The following is a 17,461-nucleotide window of genomic DNA, read 5'->3' on the forward strand; positions in this document are numbered from 1 at the left end:
TGCCTCCTATATATTAAATCTTATAGTTATAATATCTCCATCTTCAATTACATGCTCTTTTCCAACTAATTTCATCAATCCTTTTTCCTTTACTTCTTTTTCACTTCCAAGAGAGACCAAATCATCGTATTTAATGATTTCTGCTTTTATAAATCCTCTAGCTAGATCTGAATGGATAGTTCCAGCGGCTTCTACAGCAGTACTTCCTTTTTTAAGTGTCCATGCACGTACTTCATCTTTACCAACAGTAAAGAATGAAATAAGCCCAAGTTGGCTATACATGGTTTTTGAAAGTCTTTCAATACCAGATTCGGTAATACCAAGATCTTTCAAGAATTCTTCTCTCTCATTTTCAGGAAGTTCCTGTATTTCTTTTTCCATTAATCCGCAAAGTTCGATATATGCGAAGTTATATTCATTTACAACTTTTAATATTTCATCTTTGCTTTCATAATTTTTGTTTTCAAATTGTGTTTCATCAAGATTGACGGTAATAACTATAGGCTTTAATGTTACAAGGGAATAGCTTGAGACAAGTTTAATTTGATCTTCTGTAAATTCGTCTCTATGAAGTGACAAAAAGTCCTCATTTTCAAGTATATCTCTCATATGTAAAAGTACTTTTAATTCATTTTCTTCTCTATGTTCCAACTTTCTCTTTGCATTTTCAAGTTTTTCAATTCTGCTTGATACAATCTCCAAATCTCTGAATATAAACTCGTCTAAAGTCATTCTTAATTGTTTGAAAGCTGTTTCACCGTTTTCGGGAAATGGCACACTTTCATTTTTAAAGGCCCGTAAAACAAGAAGTAAAGCATCTGTATTTTGAACCATATTAAATACATGTGCTCTGCTTTTTTTGTCGTTAGGATTCAAAGAAGGTGTGTCAAAAAATTCAAGAGTTGCATAAGTAGTTTTTTTAGGGTTATACATATCCGAGAGGATTTTTACTCTTTTATCATAAACTTTTGCTATTCCTTTTTGATATGTGGTTGAATATGGATCAACTTCTAAACCAGTTAAAAGAGAAAATATAGTAGTCTTTCCTACTTGAGGTAGACCAACAATTCCAACTTTCAAAATTCCGCCCCCTTAAAAACTTTTTTTAATGTAAATACTCTTTCTTTTAAACGATTCTTTGTAATTAAAGTTTCAAAGAATGAGGAGTTTCTTTCTGCTCTGGCAATTGCAATTAACTTATTATCGCACATTATCATTACATCATCGTTTTTTTTGAAATCATCTTTTATCTCTTTTATAAACTCAAGAGTTGGTTGTATTCCATTAAAAATTTTTTCAACGTAATCTTTATAAATATTTACCTTCGGCAATTTCAAAACCTGTTCGACAGGTATAATTTGTTCTTTAATTTTACCCCCAGAATTTTCAAAAGGATTTAATGAATCTTCAACTCTAAAATCACCTACTCTTGTTCGTATAAGTTCTACAGTAGTTGCACCGCAAGAGAGTTTATATCCTATATCCATACATAAGCTTCTAATATAAGTACCAGGTGAAACTTCTACTTCAAAAGAAAAATAAGGTTTTTCTATCGTTATATTTTTTATTTCAAATATTTCTACTTCTTTGGGTGGTAGTGATATTATTTTTCCTTTTCTTGCAAGTTCATATAGTTTTTTTCCTTTGTATTTTTTGGCAGAATATGCAGGTGGAACTTGCAAATATTTCCCTTTAAATGAGTTGATAACACTTTCGATTTCTTTTTCATTTTTTCTACATTCTCTTTCTTCTTGAACTTCACCAGTTATATCGTATGTTTCGGTAATGACCCCTAAAATTGCTTTAACAAAGTATCTTTTTTTTAAATTCTTAAAATATTCAAGCAATCGTGTACTAGGACCAACACCAACAATTAAAACCCCCTCAGCAAAGGGGTCTAACGTTCCTGCGTGTCCAACTTTCCTAATATTTAATTTTCTTCTTAATTCGTCAATAACATCATGTGAAGTCATTCCTTTTGGCTTAAATATGTTAAGAATTCCATTCATATCAGTAATTTTCAAGGAATTTTATATCATTCCTGATAAAGTCTCTAATATCTTTTATTCCATATTTAACCATTGCAACTCTTTCAAGTCCTAAACCAAATGCAAATCCAGACCACTTTGTAGGATCGTAACCTACGTTTTTAAAAACGTTAGGATCGACCATCCCTGCACCTAATATTTCAAGCCATGTGTCACCGAACCATACATCGATTTCATAACTTGGTTCGGTAAAAGGAAAAAAGCTTGGTCTCAATCGTACTTTGGAATTTTCGCCGAAAATTCTTTTTGCCATTTCTTCAAGAGTAAATTTTAAATGTTTGATTGTAACGTTTTGATCTATGTATAAAACTTCCATTTGAGTGAACATAGGTAGATGAGTAGAATCATAATCCCGTCTATAGACTCTTCCTGGTGAAACGATAGCTAATGGTGGTTTTCTTTTGAGCATGGTTCTAACTTGAACAGGTGATGTATGAGTTCTTAAAAGCTTTTCTTCAGTAAAATAAAAAGAATCTTGAACATCCCTTGCTGGATGCCAATCTGGAGTGTTAAGTGCATCAAAGTTATGCCAAGTGTCTTCAACTTCTGGACCTTCAACTACTTCAAATCCCATAGAGATGAATATATCTTCTAGTTCTTTTTGTACTTGTGAAAGGATATGGAGGTGTCCTATATCTTTCCTTGCCCCTGGAAGACTAATATCAACTGCTAGTTTTTCATACTTTTGCATTTTTTCAAGTGCTGAGATTTCTTGGAATTTGTCGTTTATTTTTGCCTGTATAGTGTTTTTTGCATCATTTACTAAAGCTCCAAATTTTGGTCTTTCTTCCTGTGGAAGTTCTTTTAATTTTTTCATTAAAGAGGTAACTAATCCTTTTTTTCCGAGATATTTTACTCGTATATTATTAAGAGTTGTAGAGTTTTTGGCAAGATTTATTTCCTCAATTGCTTCATCGACAAGTTTTTGTATTTCTTTCATTTGTACACCTCCAAAATTAACCTTTATGAAACGAAACTCAATATCAATTATAACATATATATGATATTATATGAATAACTTGGAGGTGATACAATGAATGCAATTGAACTTAGACACATACTTCATCAAAATCCTGAAATTTCATTTCATGAATTCGAAACACAAAAAATCTTAATCGAAGCGTTAAAGTCTCTAAATGATGAAAGATTAAAAGTATATAAAATAGCCGGAACAGGTGTATTAGCAATTTATGAAGTGATGAAAAATAACCCATTTATTTTATATAGAGCAGATATGGACGCTCTTCCAATAAAAGAAGAAACGGATTGGAAATATGCAGCAAAGAATGGTAATATGCATGCATGTGGTCACGATGTGCACATGTCAATTGCATATGACCTTATACAGAAAATTTTATCAAGTAATTTAAATGAAAATTTCATATTTATATTTCAACCTGGCGAAGAAACAGGAGCGGGTGCATCGTATGTATTAGAAGAAATTGAAGAATTACCTATAAAATATGCTTTTGCGTTACATGTTACTGATGAATATGATTTTAAAACAGTTGCTACAACTCCGGGAATTCTCTTTGCGGCAGCAACTGAGATTGATTTAACTTTTACAGGTAAATCAGCACATATAGCTTTTTACGAACAAGGAATAGATTCAATAAAAATTACAATGCAATTTTTAAATGAGTTTTATAAAAGAAAATTCAAGGATACATTAGTTGGATTTGGCAAAATAGAGGGTGGAAATGCTAGGAATATAGTTTCAAAAGAAACTACTATTTTTGGGAGTATTAGGACACCTTCGTTGGAGCATACCGAAGAAATTATAGATGAAATATCAAAAATTGCTCACGAAATTTCTAATAAACATCTTGGAGGTTATTTGTTAACAAAAGGAAGTATTTACCCGCAAGTTGAAGTTAATGAAAAGTTATATAATAGTTTTAAAGATTTTGTAAGCCGAAACGAAGAGATGAGGTTTATAAATTGTGGAATGAAGTATACCGGAGAGGATTTTGGATATTTCTCACTTCGTTATCCTTCACTAATGTTTTGGGCTGGAACTTTAAAAGGTGAAAGAGTGGGACTTCATAATTCAAAATTTTTGCCTGATGATGATGTTATTGAATTTTATTCTTCGTTTGTCTACAGCTTTTTGAAGGAGTTGATAGAAAGTGAAAGAGAAGTTTGAAAACATTGCAGATATTTATGGTACACCTGTTTATGTATATTTTGAGGATATATTGTTAAAGAGAGCAAAAAAGGTAAAAGAAGTTTTTGAAGATTTGAATTTCCTTCCTACGGTAGCTGTTAAAGCAAATAATAACCCGGCACTTTTAAAAATACTAGAGGAGATGGGTTTTGGAGCAGATATATTGGGTGAGGGAGAGTTATTAGCCTGTACTTTGGCAGGTATATCACCCGATAAAATTGTTTGGAATGGAAATGGAAAGACATTTGAGCAAAAAGAATACATGATAAAGAACAAAGTTAAGTATGTCAATGTTGATTCTTTTGAAGAGTTTAATTATCTATGGAAAGAAGAAAATAACATAGAATTATTTTTAAGGGTTAATCCTGATATCGATGCTAAAACTCATCCATATATTTCTACAGGTTTGAAAAAACACAAATTTGGAATGAGTTTTACCCAAGCAGAAGATCTTTTAAAAAAATACAGCGAAAGAATTTCTGGGTTCCATTTACATATAGGTTCCCAAATAACGGAAGTTTTACCTTTTAAAGAAGCATTAGAAAAAACCTATGAATTAGCTAAAAAATACAATATAAGAAAGATTAATATTGGTGGAGGTTGGGGAATAAAATATAAATCAGAAAATGAGCTTGATCTAAATATACTAAGAAAAGAACTCTTACCGACCTTAAAAAATTTTGATTTAATTATTAATGAAATAGGTAGGTTTATATTTGCACCGGCTGGTTTTTTGTTAACTAAAGTTGTAATGGTAAAAAAAACTGAAACAAAAACTTTTGTAGTAACGGAAAGTGGTATGAATCATTTAATCAGACCGGCATTGTATGGTGCATATCATGAGATTGAAGTATTAGATAAATCAGGCCCAGTAGAAAAAGTTGATGTTGTTGGTCCACTTTGTGAATCTGGCGATTTTTTAGCTAAGGATATTGAACTTAATTTGCCTAAAATAGGCGATTTAATAGTTGTAAAAAACGCAGGTGCATATGGGTTTTCTATGGCTAATAATTACAATGGTACTACCCAACCTGCAGAGGTTTTAGTAAAGAAGGATGGAAGTTTGAAATTAATAAGAAAAAAACAAAAAGTTGAAGAACTCTTTAGTTCTTGTATTATTTAGCTGATTTAGTAAAGAATTGCAGATATATTATGGGGTGATGTTCCTAAACCTATAAAAGGTTTAATTTCACCTTTTAAGTTGCCTATAATACCAGCTTGTAGATACATAATATTTGATTTTGGATGTCCAATATATGAGTATAAAATAAAATTATTGCTTGATTTACTAACATTATTGAAGTTATAATGCCCGATGTAACCTATACCTATTCCTGACTGTTTGTAAAATGAAAATATGTTGTTTATTGAGACTCCATAAATATTAAGACCTTCAAAGTCAAAGCTTACGTTACCATACAAATAGCTCTGTTGAGAAATGAAATTTAAAACTCCTATATAGAAAGATGGAGAGAGATTTGTTGTAGTACCGTCATATGCAAAGTTATTAATTTCTCCTATTCCAAATGAGAAGTTTTCACTAGAATAATTTAAAGCTACCGATAGTTTTCCATCTAATTTCAATACAGTATTGTTTAATAAATAATTCGTTAAACCATTTATTTGAAGGTTTATTCTTTTATTGAAACCGATGTTTGAATTTAAAATCTCAATTGAAAAAGATGTAACGCCTACGTGAATGGAATTTTTAAAATCTGAAAGGTTAATACTTATTATGTTGTTTTTGTTTAAATTTTGAGTAATTATACCGTATCCAAAACCAAAAGAATTGTAGTTTGATTCAATATATTCGTTATTATAAGGTTCATATGTACTGAAGTTGGAGATATATGGAGCAATAAAGAAATCATTATTTGTGTTTGTGAAATCAAACAAAGCACCAGCAATCCAACCAGAAATTCCAAGGTCATATGGAGAAATTGGAAGAAAATAGTTTGTAAAGAAAAACGGAGCAAAAACAGAGGGGATTAAAGCATATTTATATTCGTCAAACTGAGAAAGTGATTTATACTTATAATTGTGCGTTTTAGGTATTTCTAATATTTTATTTTCAACTGTTTCGTGGTTAGTTTGCGTTTTATATACTCCCATTCCGGGCTTGTTTTGTAAGTATGTGACAAAAAATAGTTCCCCATCTATTGAAGCATCAATTATATTTAAATTATTTGAAATTTTAATGAAGGGTGTTCCAACTTTTACAAATTCCATTTTTCCGTTGATTTTTGATACCAGATAAACGTCTTTATCCTTTTTTTTCAAAAAAGCTCCTTTTAAGGAAAAATTATCAATTAAGTTAGCTTTTCCATTTTCAAACTTCCAGAGGGAATTTCCAACAAGATAGTATAACTTTTCGCCAGTAAAGGCTAGATTTCTAATGAAACCATTTACACGAAAGTCTTTATCAAGCCCCTTTATTATAGATATATCTTCCATATCATTATATAGAGAATACACCAATTTTCCATTGTATACATCAAATGCACTAATTTTACCAGAAGCCAATTTCTTATTCTGAGTAACATTCCATATCTCCATATTGTTGTCTCCATATTTCAAAATGTAAATGTTGTTTTTTTCTACTTTAAAATCATTTGCTGATAAATAAATTCTCTTTTTTATTACTCCATTTTTTGAAATAATTGTAAGTTTGTTAATTGGATGGTTAAAATAGCCTGAAACTGCTCCGAAAGAAGAAGATAAAATGTACAATTCGTTATTTATTGTTTCGATCTTGTATATTCTTTCATTCACCCCTTTGTAAACCAATTTTCCAGGGGTTTTAGTATCTTTCAAAGAATCAAGCCATTCTTCAATTGATTTTTTATATGAAATTCCAAATATACTTTTAAATGGATTTTGAATTAAATAAAGGAGTCTGAATGAAGAAATATAGGGGAACGAAAAATTTAGCATTAATTCTGGCCAACTATATGACCAATTCATGGAATTTTCAATATAGGTCCGTACCTTTTGCACTCCATATTTGTCAATTAGATATTTTAGAAAACCACCGTTTGCATTATAGTTTACTAAACCGTATCTAAAATCATTCATTAAACTATCATTAGGTAAAGTTTTGTCAAAAGTTTTGAATAACTCATCTGAAATATTTGGATTATTCAAACGTCCTGAATTTTCTGAATGAGAAGATTCACTAAATACCGTAAAAGCTTCATAAGAGAATTTTCCAAAATTTGGTACATAAGGCATTTTTAGTTCTGCACATATTCTATTTAATCCTTTTAACTTTCTTAAGGTAACTAGATGAGTAAACTCGTGTATAAGGAGAAATGTATACCAATCATCTAACGGGAGGTAAGTATAATCAAGCCCTGTAGGATGCCAAGTATACAATTTAATTGTGTTGTTCTGTAAATAATTTGCATAACCATTAGTAATTACAGTATTGGGTTCAATAAATATGTTTATTTTCCCAGGATCAAAAGAAAATATGTCGATAACATACTTCCTTATTGATTCAAATTTATTCCCAATTTTAATAGCAAGTTTTTCATAACCTTTTGGATAATAAATTGTTGCATGTTCAAAAGAGATTGCATTTGAAATCCCTAAAGAAACTAAGATAAATAAAATTATTAAGCTATATAATTTTTTCATTTAATTTTCCTCCTATTTATGTTCTTTTATACAACCCGACTATTTTCCCTTCATCAACTACGAAATTTTTGAAAGCTTTTTCAAGAATATTTTTTGTTATTTTTCCGTCAAGTTCCAATTTTGTGTTAATAGCATAGACTTTGAAAAAATAATGGTGAATCTCATTATGTTTTGATGGACATGGGCCATAATAGCCTAACTTTCCAAAATCATTAAGTCCTTGTTTTGCATTGTTGGGAAGAACATTTATTTTTGGGAGTCCTTCTTTTACAATTATGTATGAATCTTTGACTGGAATATTCCAAATAATCCAGTGAACAAATGTTTTGAATGGAGCATCTGAATCGTCGCAAATTATAACCAAAGTTTTGGCTTTTTTTGGAATGTCTTGGATTATTATTTTTGGGTTTATATTTTCTCCATCACAGGTATATTTTTTTGGGATAAAATCATTATTGTCAAATTCAGTTGAAATTTTAATCATTATACTCGCCTCCTTATAATTATATAACATTGTAGTTTTAAAGTTCAAAAGATATGGATGTTTATACAATTTTGAAAGATTTTTGGGGTTTGGATATTAGAAGGAAGAATACCAAATATGGATAAATATTTATTGAACTTGAAGAAGATGAATACAACAAACTTTAAGAGCAAGTATTGGAGAAAAGCCAACACTTCTCTTTATAAAAAAAAGTGATCAGATTTATTAGAGTGTGGTAGGTTTTAAATTCGTAGTAGGGTAGTTAAATAAGTGAACTAAGTTAAGTTTAAAGTTTGCCAACGGGAGCTAAATATACAACGAATTCGTTTTGGCCATCCAGCCCAATTAGTTGATCCATTTTTTCTTGATCATAGGCTGCAACTGCACATGTTCCACATCCAATAGATTCAGTGGCAAGGTAGAGATTTTGACAAATGTGCCCTGCATCCAGAGCAATGGCTTTGTATGACTCTTGAGCATATTTCCATTCTGTTCTGTATGGAATTGCAGCCCAAACAAAAACAACGGAAGAATTTCCTATAAATTGTTGTCCAAGAGTTGCATCAATTATTTCTTTTGAGAAATCTCCTGTCTTTAGAAGGAGGAGTTTATGTTCTAGAGATAGAAATCTGTATATACCTTTTTCAAGACCTTCAACGTCAAATACAACTAAATAAGTTTCAAAAGGATGGCATGCTCCAGCAGAAGGGACGGTTTTAAATACAACTTCTTTTTCTTTAATGTATTTACTTACTCCCTGGGTGCTCCAGAGAAGAAACGAAAGTTCTTTCAGTGAAAGTGGAGAAGTTGAATACTTTCTTCTACTTCTTCTTTTTGAAATTAAGTCTATTAATCTAGCACTGCCTAAATCATTAAAATCATTGAACTTTGGTAGATCAATAACTGTGTCAAGTTTGTTATAAGGTTTTTCAACAGGAGGTTTTGGTAAACCTTTCTTCCTGTCCGTTTCTTTAATATTTCGCCAACTTGATTTTAAGAATTCTCTAGTTTTTTCCATATTAATCCCTCCAATACAAACTAATTATACCATTTTTATTATTTAAGATGAATGGTATAATATAATGTAAGAAAATATATATTTAAAGTAGGAGGTTTAGTATGAAAGTTTTTGTAACGTATAAAATACCCGACGAAGGCTTGAAAATTTTATCGCAAAAGTTTGAATTAGAAGTTCATGAAGAAGAAAGATTTTTGACAAAAGAAGAAATGCTTGAAAAGATAAAGGATGTAGATGCGGTAATTACTCAACTTCGTGATCCTGTAGATAAAGAATTTATAGATTCTGGCAAAAGATTGAAAATAATTGCCAATTATGCAGTAGGATATAACAATATTGATGTTGAATATGCAAAATCGAAGGGTATATTTGTAACTAATACTCCCGGAGTATTAACTGAAGCAACAGCTGATATAGCTTGGGCGCTTATTTTAGCAGTTGCCAGAAAAATAATACCCGCCGACAGATTTGTGCGTGAAGGAAAGTTTGAGGGGTGGAAACCAAAATTATTTTTAGGTTATGAAATATATGGAAAAACACTTGGAATTATTGGAATGGGGAGAATTGGTCAAGCTGTTGCAAGAAGAGCTTTAGGATTTGGGATGAAGGTAATTTATCATAACAGGAGAAGATTACCTGATGATATTGAAAAAAAGTATAAAGCTGATTATGTAGATTTGGACTATCTTTTAAAAGAATCAGATTTTATTTCGATTAATGTCCCCTTAACAAAAGAGACTCATCATTTATTAAATAAAGAGAAACTTCGTCTTTTAAAACCAACAGCTATTCTTGTAAATACGGCAAGAGGTCCTGTTGTAGATGAAAAAGCTTTGTATGAATTGCTAAAGGAAGGTAAAATAGCCGGTGCAGGATTCGATGTTTATGAAAATGAGCCCCAACTTACTCCTGGACTTGAGAAGCTTGATAATGTTGTGGTTTTACCACATATTGGTTCAGCTACGTGTGAAACAAGATCGAAAATGTCGGTAATAGTTGCAGAAAATGTAATCGATGCGCTTGAGGGTAAAAAGCCAAGAAATTTAGTATGGGATGATTGAATTGAAGGTAAAGATAGCAGTTGCTGGTGGTGTAACAGGAGGACATTTATACCCTGCCCTTTCTGTTTTGGAGTTTTTATCTGAAAAAGTTGATACAGAGGTTTTATATTTTACTGTAAAAGGAAAACTTGAAGAGAAAGTTTTGAGTGAAAGTAAATATAGAACGTATTCACTTAATGTACAAGGACTTATTAGACCAATTTATTCGTTTAAGAATATTCCAAGAGTGTTGAAAATATTCAACAACAAGAAAAGAGTGTTAAAAAAATTGAAAGAGTTTAATCCCGATATTGTTTTTGTTACAGGAGGTTATGTAAGTTATCCCGTGGGTCTTTCGGCGTATAAATTGAATATACCTCTTTATATACATGAACAGAATGTGATTCCTGGATTGTCAAATTTAAAACTATCAAAGTTTGCAGAAAAAATATTTGTTTCATTTGAAAGTTCCATAGATTATTTTCCAGAAGATGTAAAAGAAAAGATAATTGTTTCCGGTAATCCCGTAAGAATAAAAACAAAAGGGGAATTAAAATTTGAAACTCCTACAATTTTAATTGTTGGCGGAAGCGGTGGAAGTGAGTTTTTAAATGAATTAGCGTGTAAATTGGCTAATAAAATGAAGAATTATAATTTTATTTTATCGTCCGGGGGTAAGAAGGTAAAATGTAAAGAGAAAAATTTAAAAGTATTTCCATATATTGATAACATGTACGATTATTATAGAAGTATTTCTTGTGCTATAACTCGTGGAGGAGCAACAACAATATATGAACTTCTTTATTTTGAAGTTCCATCAATTGTAATTCCCTGGGAAGGTTCCACAGAATCGCACCAAATTGAAAATGCAAAACAAATAGTTAAAAGTAAATTAGGATATATGATTAAAGAAAAAGAAGTTAATTTGAACGACTTAGTTTCAAAGATAGAAATATTGGTACAAAGAGAAAGAAAAATTTTAAACAAGAAAAATCCTGCAAAAATCATTGTCGAAGAGATATTAAAAGAGGTGAAAAAGTGAAAATTCATTTTCTTGGTATAGGTGGAATTGGAATGAGTGCTCAAGCACTTCACGAACATTTCCGGGGTAACGAGGTGACAGGAACTGATCCATATATTTCCGAAAGAGTAAAATACCTTAAACATCAAGGCATAAAAGTGTTTCATAATCACAAACCAGAAAATATTGATGATACTGACCTGATAGTAAGAACACCAGCTGTTTCAGAAGATAATCCAGAAGTGAAGATTGCTAAAGAAAGAAAAATTCCTGTTATTACGAGACTTCAACATCATATACAAATAATGAAAGATTTTAAAAGATTGGGAGTTACCGGTACTGATGGTAAAACAACAACAACATCTATGTTAGCACATGTGTTATTAAAGTTGGGGATGAATCCAACGGTGTTTTTAGGTTCTACACATCCTGAACTAGAACATGGCAATTATAGAAAAGGTGGTAATTTATGTGTTTTTGAGATGGATGAAAGTCAACCAGGTTTTAGTGATTATGCACCAGAATATTTAATAGTTACAAATATACGAGGAGATCATATTGAAAATTTTAAAAATTATGAAGAATATATTGAGAATTTCAAAAGTTCATGTAGCAAAGCTAAGTTATGTATTTCTAATGCTGAAGAGAATATTTTAAGAAAAACAATAACATTTGGGATAGAGAAAGGTAATTACCATTTGATTTCAGTAGAGAAAAAAATGTATAATCAATTTATAAAAATATCAACTCCTTTTGGAAATAAAAGATTCAAATTATCAGTTCCTGGAACTCACAATATTTTGAACGCTTTAGCAGTTATTGCGTTAACTTTTGAAATGGGATTAGATCAAGAGTCAGTCTTATCAGCATTTGGAGATTATGTGTTACCTGGAAGGCGGTTTCAAATCAGTTATGATGATGGTGAAATAATTATAATAGATGATTATTCACATACGCCGGTTGAAATTGAAAGTTTACTAAAAACTGCAAGGGAAGTCTTTAATGGAAAAGAAATCACTGTTATTTTTCAACCACACAGATATACTCGTTTGAAGAGAGAATGGAAAGATTTTGCAAAATCGTTGACAATTGCAGATAATATATTTATTACGGAAGTGTATGGAGCATTTGAAGAAAAGGATGGCATAAGTGCAAAAAATGTTGCAGAATTAATAGATAACGCTTTGTTTGTTGGTGATAAAGAAAATATTTTGAAATATCTTAAAGTGAAGCCAGGTGTTTATATTTTTGCTGGTGCAGGAGATATTATCAATGTTTCAAAAATTTTTAAAAATATGTTGGGAGGATTAAGAGTTTGAGTGTTAAACTCAAAAAAATATATTTAAAAGGATTTAAATCTTTTGCTTATCCAACAACTCTTCCAATATCGCCAGATATTACAGTGATAGTGGGCCCTAACGGGTCAGGTAAATCTAATATCGTTGAAGCGATACAATGGGCATTTGGAGAACATTCTTTGAAAGAATTAAGAGCTACTGATAAGAGTGATGTTATTTTTAAAGGTTCAGATAAGATTAGGCCAGCTAGAAGTGCTTATGTAGAGTTAACTTTCGATTTCGATGGTAAGGAAATTAAAATAGCCAGAGAACTAACAATTGAGGGTAATAGCACTTATTACATTAATGGTGATGTTGCAAGACTCAAGGATATAAAGCAACTTTTTAAATCTACAGGAATGTTTTCTATTGTAGGGCAGGGTAAAATTGAAAGAATTGTAACATCAAGTCCACAGGATATAAGGAAATTGATTGAAGATGCGGCTGGAACATCGGTTTATTTAGATAGAAAAAAAGAGGCATTAGGGAAATTGGCGGGAACCGAAGCGAATTTGGAGAGGTTGAAAGATATATTATATGAAATAGGCAAGAATAAGAGAAGTTTATATATAAAAGCAAAAAAAGCGGAAAAATATTTAGAATATGAAAAAGAGCTTGAACAATTAAAGGAAAAATATTATGGAGGAATTTTTTACCATGAAAGCAACCTTTTGAAAAAACTCGAAGAAGAACGTACAACCAAAAAGGAACATTTAAAAGAAAAAATTCAGAAACTTGCAAAGATTGAAAGCAGATGGTCTATATTAAGGGAAGAGTTTAATGAAATAAGTAAAGAAATGGAAAGTTTTACTGATTTGCTTGAAAGTCACAAACAGAGGCAAAATCAATTGTTAGAATTAAGGAATACTTTGATTAATAAATTAAACGAACTAAAGAGTAACTACGTGGAAAAGACTTCTAAAATTGATTCTTTAAAAGACGAAAAAGAAAGATTAGGGAAAAGAGAAGAAGAGATTTCTTTAATAATGGATTCGTTAAAAAAAGAAATACAGGATAAAGAAAGAATTTTAGCGAGCATTGAAGAAGAGAGAAATCTATTAACATCCAAATATTCTGAAAAAGAAATGGAGTTTTTAAAGAAAAAAGGGGAGTTTGATGAACTCGAAAAAAAGGCCAATAAATTGGAAAACGAAAGAAATAGTATATACGATTCTCAAAGAGATTTTCGAGAAAGATTGGATATGATCATTGAACAGTTGGAATCAAAAAAATCAAGATATCAGGAACTCGATGGAGAAATTTCAGAACTTTCTGAGAATGCAAATAAATACGATGAAAAAACAAAGAGATTATTAGAAGAATTGGAAAATACAAAAAATCAAATCCGGGATCTTACAAGTCAAAGAGAATATTTAAAAGAAGAATTTGAAAAGATTCTTCATAGAAAAAAGGAAATAATTTCTGAAATTTCGATTTTAGAAAAGCAGTTGAACGAATATCAAGGTTTTTCTCATGCTGTAAAAAAAGTATTTGAGATTAAAGAACAATTTGAGGGAATTATTGATGTTGTTGCAAATTTGATAGAAACACCGGAAAAATATGTGGAAGCAATAGAGGCACTACTTGGGGGAGCTTTACAACATATTGTAGTTGATACTGCCGATAATGCTAAAAAGATTTTGGAATTTGCAAAAGAGAAAAGAATTGGAAGAGTTACAGTTGTTCCACTTGATTTAATAAATAGAAATGTTAGGTCTGTTAAGCTTCCGGATGAAAAAGGTGTATATGGTTTTGCAAGAGAACTTGTTAGGATAAACAAAATTCGTGAAAGTAAAGAAAAATTACTTGAATATTTGTTTGGCAACGATATAGTAGTTGAAAACATTGATATTGCAATAAAGATAAAGAAAAAAAGCAAGGTCGGAAGAATAGCAACACTTGAAGGCGATATTGTTAGTAATCAAGGATCGATGACTGGAGGAAAATATGAAAATACTCATTCATTTTTAGCTAGAAAAAATCTTATCGAAAAGCTTAAAGAAGAACACAAAGATATAGAAAAAGTTGAAAAGGAAATACAAGAAAAGATAAAGGGTTTGAAAGCAGAAATCGACGAATTAAGAGATTACGCAGATACTATAAATTCTGAATTGATGGAATATACAAGCAAGAGTAATTCAGCTAAAAGAATGTTACAGGAACTTTTGAAAACTCATTCAGAACTTTCTAAAGAAGTAGAAAACTTCGAGAAATTAAAAAGGGAATATGAACTCAGAATTAGAGGTATTGAGGAAAGAAAAGAGTCATTGAACAAAGAGATAGTCGAAATTGGTGAACAAATGAAAAAATTGAAGAAAGAGCTAGAGAATTTTAACAAGGAAATTTTTGAAGACAGAGAAAAGCTAGATGAAATTAACGAGAAGTATGCAGATTATCAAACGGAAGTAAGAGGTTTATACGAAAGAAAGATTCAATATGAATCTGAAATTAAAAGAATTCATGAAAGAGAAAAGGAAATTGACAACAAAATTTCTGAGATGATGTTGGAAACAAAGAGGATAAAAGAAGAGATGAATAAATTTCAAGAATTGATCGATGAAAACGAAAAGGAGCTCCAAGCATTGAAAGCAGAAACTGATGAACTTTTTAGTAGTATTAATTATAAAAAAAGTGGTAAAGAAGGAAAAATTAAAGAGATGGAAAACTTGGAAAAAGAAATGGAAAGTTTGCGTGAAGAAACGGAAAAGATAAGGGAAGAATTACACAATTTAGAACTAAAAATTCAGGAAAAGAAACTTAAAATTGAAAATATTCCTGAAGAATATAGAAAAGAGGTAAAATTAGATGTAGACGAATTGGATGAATTAAGAAAAAAGATTGAAAATTTTGAAAATAAGATTAAATATATTGGTCCAGTGGATTTAGGTGCCCAGGAAGAATACGAAAGAGTATCAAAAGAATACGATGAACTTGAAACACAAAAAAAGGATCTTGAAGAAGCTAAGAAAAAATTGGTAGAATTAATTGAGAGGACGGATGAAGAAGCAAGACAAGTGTTTCTTAAAACGTTTAATATTGTCAATAATGCTTTTAAAAAATATGTTGAACAATTATTTTATGGTGGTACGGGAATTATAAAGATTATGGATAAAGATAATTTGCTTGAAAGTGGTATAGAAATTATTATTTCAAAGGGAAGAGGTAGATCACAGAAATTACAACTTCTTTCTGGTGGAGAAAAGGCGTTAGTGGGTTTAGCTTTATTAATGGCGTTACTTGAAGCTCAACCAAGTGCTTTCTATGTATTAGATGAAGCAGATGCTCCTCTTGATGAATACAATTCTGAACGTTTTAAAAGATTGTTGAAAAGTTCTGAAGCACAGTTTATTGTTGTTACTCATAATAAGATTGTTATGGAAGCTGCCGATATTATGCTAGGTGTTACTAAGAATAATGACGTATCTAATATAGTTCCTGTGAGATTGGAGGAAGTGATATGAGACATTTATTTTATTTACAACAGTTTTTTGAACGATTTCCGGCTCCTGCGTTTATAAAAGATAACAAATTAAGATATTTATGGATTAACAAAGAATGGGAGAAATTCTTTGGAATTAATGAACGAAGAGTGATTGGAAAAACCAACAAGAAATTGTTTGGTGAAGATGTTCATGAAGAAATTGATAAGAAGATCATTAAAAGCAAAAGAGCTGTTACTTATGAAACGGAACTTTTTGGTAAGTACCTTATAGTAAACAAAATTCCTATAAGACTTGGTGATGGTACATATGGAGTAGCTGGTTTTATAATCGATAATACTGATCGTTATTTATATGAGCTTTCGTTAAAGGGTGTTTTAACAGTAAATGAGATTATAAGGGAGCTGTTGATGGAGCATTTTGAAGATAAAGATAGCTTTATGATTGTTCTATTTGAACGATTACGTGATGAAAGCGAAATGGGAGATTATGCTCTTATCAAAGACGATGTAATTTTAAAATCATATATTCCTGAAAAAGTTTGTGAAAGAGCCAAAGCTAAGGAAGATTTAAAAGAATTTTCGGTTGATAATGAAAAGTGGATTGTTCTTCCAATTGAAAATTATAAATTGGTAATAAAGAGTCTTCCATATTATTTTAAATTAATAAAACAAATTTACCCGATAACTGTTCCAAAGATAGAGAATGTCTTAAAATCCATAGAAGAGACAATAAAAACTGAAAGGTATTATAAAACTCTCGAAAAAATGGTTAAAACAGTTACTTCTTGGAAGAAAAAAGATTTAAAGACATTCTTTAAAAAAGTTCTTGAGGACATTGTGGAAATTATTCCTGAAGCCGAAAAAGGTTCTGTATGGTTAATCGTAGGAGATGAATATAAATGTTTAGCGGAAAAAGGTTATCCAGGCGCTTCTTCATTGAGTTTTCCTAAACAAAAGACAGCGTATGGGACTGACATTTGCAATAAAATAAATAGAGGTGAGAAAGTTTTTGAAATTACCAATGCTAAAGAACTGGTAGAAAAGAGTGTATTAGCTCAAATATTATCTAGTTATGGTATGAATGATCCAAACTTTATTCCTCTAATTGGAGTGTTTAAGATAGGAAATAAGGTTGTTGGAAACATCTCGGTTGATAATTTTTCTAAAAAACATTTTTCAGAAGAGAGTAAGAAAATATTGGGTTATTTTGTAGATTTACTTACTGCCTTTTTGTCAGAACATTATGTAAATGATAATTTGTAACT

13 protein-coding genes are annotated in these 17,461 nt (G+C 30.6%); 7 read left to right on the forward strand and 6 right to left on the reverse strand.

The genetic code is table 11. From position 1 onward, the window contains the following. Positions 1–6: 6 nt before the first annotated feature. The 3 genes from BUB65_RS05675 to pheS are packed head-to-tail and all read right to left on the reverse strand — an operon-like array spanning position 7 to position 2,988. Positions 7–1,080 (reverse strand): DUF933 domain-containing protein, encoded by a 1,074-nt coding sequence (locus BUB65_RS05675; protein ID WP_073073117.1) that lies wholly within the window; start codon positions 1,078–1,080, stop codon positions 7–9. Beyond that, positions 1,077–2,009 (reverse strand): tRNA pseudouridine(55) synthase TruB, encoded by a 933-nt coding sequence (truB, locus tag BUB65_RS05680; protein ID WP_073073329.1) that lies wholly within the window; start codon positions 2,007–2,009, stop codon positions 1,077–1,079. The genes BUB65_RS05675 and truB overlap by 4 nt, the downstream gene beginning before the upstream one ends. 1 nt (position 2,010) lies before the next feature. Beyond that, a complete protein-coding gene (gene pheS / locus BUB65_RS05685) occupies positions 2,011–2,988 on the reverse strand; it encodes a phenylalanine--tRNA ligase subunit alpha (protein ID WP_073073119.1) in 978 nt (325 codons plus the stop codon). Positions 2,989–3,081: 93 nt separating this feature from the next. On the opposite strand from pheS, the gene BUB65_RS05690 reads away from it, so the two are divergent. Further along, positions 3,082–4,194 carry a M20 metallopeptidase family protein gene (locus BUB65_RS05690; protein WP_073073121.1) on the forward strand — a complete coding sequence of 371 codons (1,113 nt, stop codon included), beginning with the start codon at positions 3,082–3,084 and terminating at the stop codon, positions 4,192–4,194. Further along, positions 4,178–5,338, forward strand: coding sequence for a diaminopimelate decarboxylase (gene lysA, locus BUB65_RS05695; protein ID WP_073073122.1), 1,161 nt, complete (start codon positions 4,178–4,180; stop codon positions 5,336–5,338). The genes BUB65_RS05690 and lysA overlap by 17 nt, the downstream gene beginning before the upstream one ends. A gap of 5 nt (positions 5,339–5,343) precedes the next feature. Here the strand turns inward: lysA and BUB65_RS05700 are convergent, their stop codons facing one another. The 3 genes from BUB65_RS05700 to BUB65_RS05710 all read right to left on the reverse strand — a co-directional run bounded on the left by BUB65_RS05700 (position 5,344) and on the right by BUB65_RS05710 (position 9,356). Beyond that, a complete protein-coding gene (locus BUB65_RS05700) occupies positions 5,344–7,854 on the reverse strand; it encodes a hypothetical protein (protein ID WP_073073123.1) in 2,511 nt (836 codons plus the stop codon). Between the two features lie 16 nt (positions 7,855–7,870). Further along, positions 7,871–8,338: a YbhB/YbcL family Raf kinase inhibitor-like protein gene (locus BUB65_RS05705; protein WP_234946809.1), complete on the reverse strand. Its 468-nt coding sequence runs from the start codon at positions 8,336–8,338 to the stop codon at positions 7,871–7,873. 286 nt (positions 8,339–8,624) lie between these two features. Then, positions 8,625–9,356: a SagB/ThcOx family dehydrogenase gene (locus tag BUB65_RS05710; protein ID WP_073073124.1), complete on the reverse strand. Its 732-nt coding sequence runs from the start codon at positions 9,354–9,356 to the stop codon at positions 8,625–8,627. 101 nt (positions 9,357–9,457) lie between these two features. On the opposite strand from BUB65_RS05710, the gene BUB65_RS05715 reads away from it, so the two are divergent. From BUB65_RS05715 to BUB65_RS05735, 5 genes are read left to right on the forward strand one after another with little or no spacing between them, the layout of a single operon-like run. Then, positions 9,458–10,417 carry a 2-hydroxyacid dehydrogenase gene (locus BUB65_RS05715; RefSeq protein ID WP_073073125.1) on the forward strand — a complete coding sequence of 320 codons (960 nt, stop codon included), beginning with the start codon at positions 9,458–9,460 and terminating at the stop codon, positions 10,415–10,417. Between the two features lies 1 nt (position 10,418). Further along, on the forward strand, positions 10,419–11,438 hold the full coding sequence (locus BUB65_RS05720; RefSeq protein WP_407701162.1) for a UDP-N-acetylglucosamine--N-acetylmuramyl-(pentapeptide) pyrophosphoryl-undecaprenol N-acetylglucosamine transferase: 1,020 nt from the start codon (positions 10,419–10,421) through the stop codon (positions 11,436–11,438). Then, entirely contained in the window at positions 11,435–12,736 is a 1,302-nt protein-coding gene (gene murC / locus BUB65_RS05725; protein WP_073073127.1) for a UDP-N-acetylmuramate--L-alanine ligase, read from the forward strand. The genes BUB65_RS05720 and murC overlap by 4 nt, the downstream gene beginning before the upstream one ends. Further along, positions 12,733–16,215, forward strand: a complete 3,483-nt coding sequence (gene smc, locus BUB65_RS05730; protein WP_073073128.1) for a chromosome segregation protein SMC — start codon at positions 12,733–12,735, stop codon at positions 16,213–16,215. Before murC ends, smc begins: the two co-directional genes overlap by 4 nt. Then, positions 16,212–17,459 carry a PAS domain-containing protein gene (locus tag BUB65_RS05735; protein ID WP_073073129.1) on the forward strand — a complete coding sequence of 416 codons (1,248 nt, stop codon included), beginning with the start codon at positions 16,212–16,214 and terminating at the stop codon, positions 17,457–17,459. Before smc ends, BUB65_RS05735 begins: the two co-directional genes overlap by 4 nt. Positions 17,460–17,461 lie beyond the last annotated feature (2 nt).

Origin of the sequence: Thermosipho atlanticus DSM 15807, from assembly GCF_900129985.1 — a bacterium.
GTDB lineage: Bacteria > Thermotogota > Thermotogae > Thermotogales > Fervidobacteriaceae > Thermosipho_A > Thermosipho_A atlanticus.

Bases quoted from the DNA above. Each gene is read 5' to 3' on its own strand.
- pheS (WP_073073119.1), bottom strand. From the start codon at position 2,988: ATGAAAGAAATACAAAAACTTGTCGATGAAGCAATTGAGGAAATAAAT.
- BUB65_RS05710 (WP_073073124.1), bottom strand. From the start codon at position 9,356: ATGGAAAAAACTAGAGAATTCTTAAAATCAAGTTGGCGAAATATTAAA.
- truB (WP_073073329.1), bottom strand. From the start codon at position 2,009: ATGAATGGAATTCTTAACATATTTAAGCCAAAAGGAATGACTTCACAT.
- BUB65_RS05735 (WP_073073129.1), top strand. From the start codon at position 16,212: ATGAGACATTTATTTTATTTACAACAGTTTTTTGAACGATTTCCGGCT.
- BUB65_RS05715 (WP_073073125.1), top strand. From the start codon at position 9,458: ATGAAAGTTTTTGTAACGTATAAAATACCCGACGAAGGCTTGAAAATT.
- BUB65_RS05700 (WP_073073123.1), bottom strand. From the start codon at position 7,854: ATGAAAAAATTATATAGCTTAATAATTTTATTTATCTTAGTTTCTTTA.
- BUB65_RS05690 (WP_073073121.1), top strand. From the start codon at position 3,082: ATGAATGCAATTGAACTTAGACACATACTTCATCAAAATCCTGAAATT.
- BUB65_RS05705 (WP_234946809.1), bottom strand. From the start codon at position 8,338: ATGATTAAAATTTCAACTGAATTTGACAATAATGATTTTATCCCAAAA.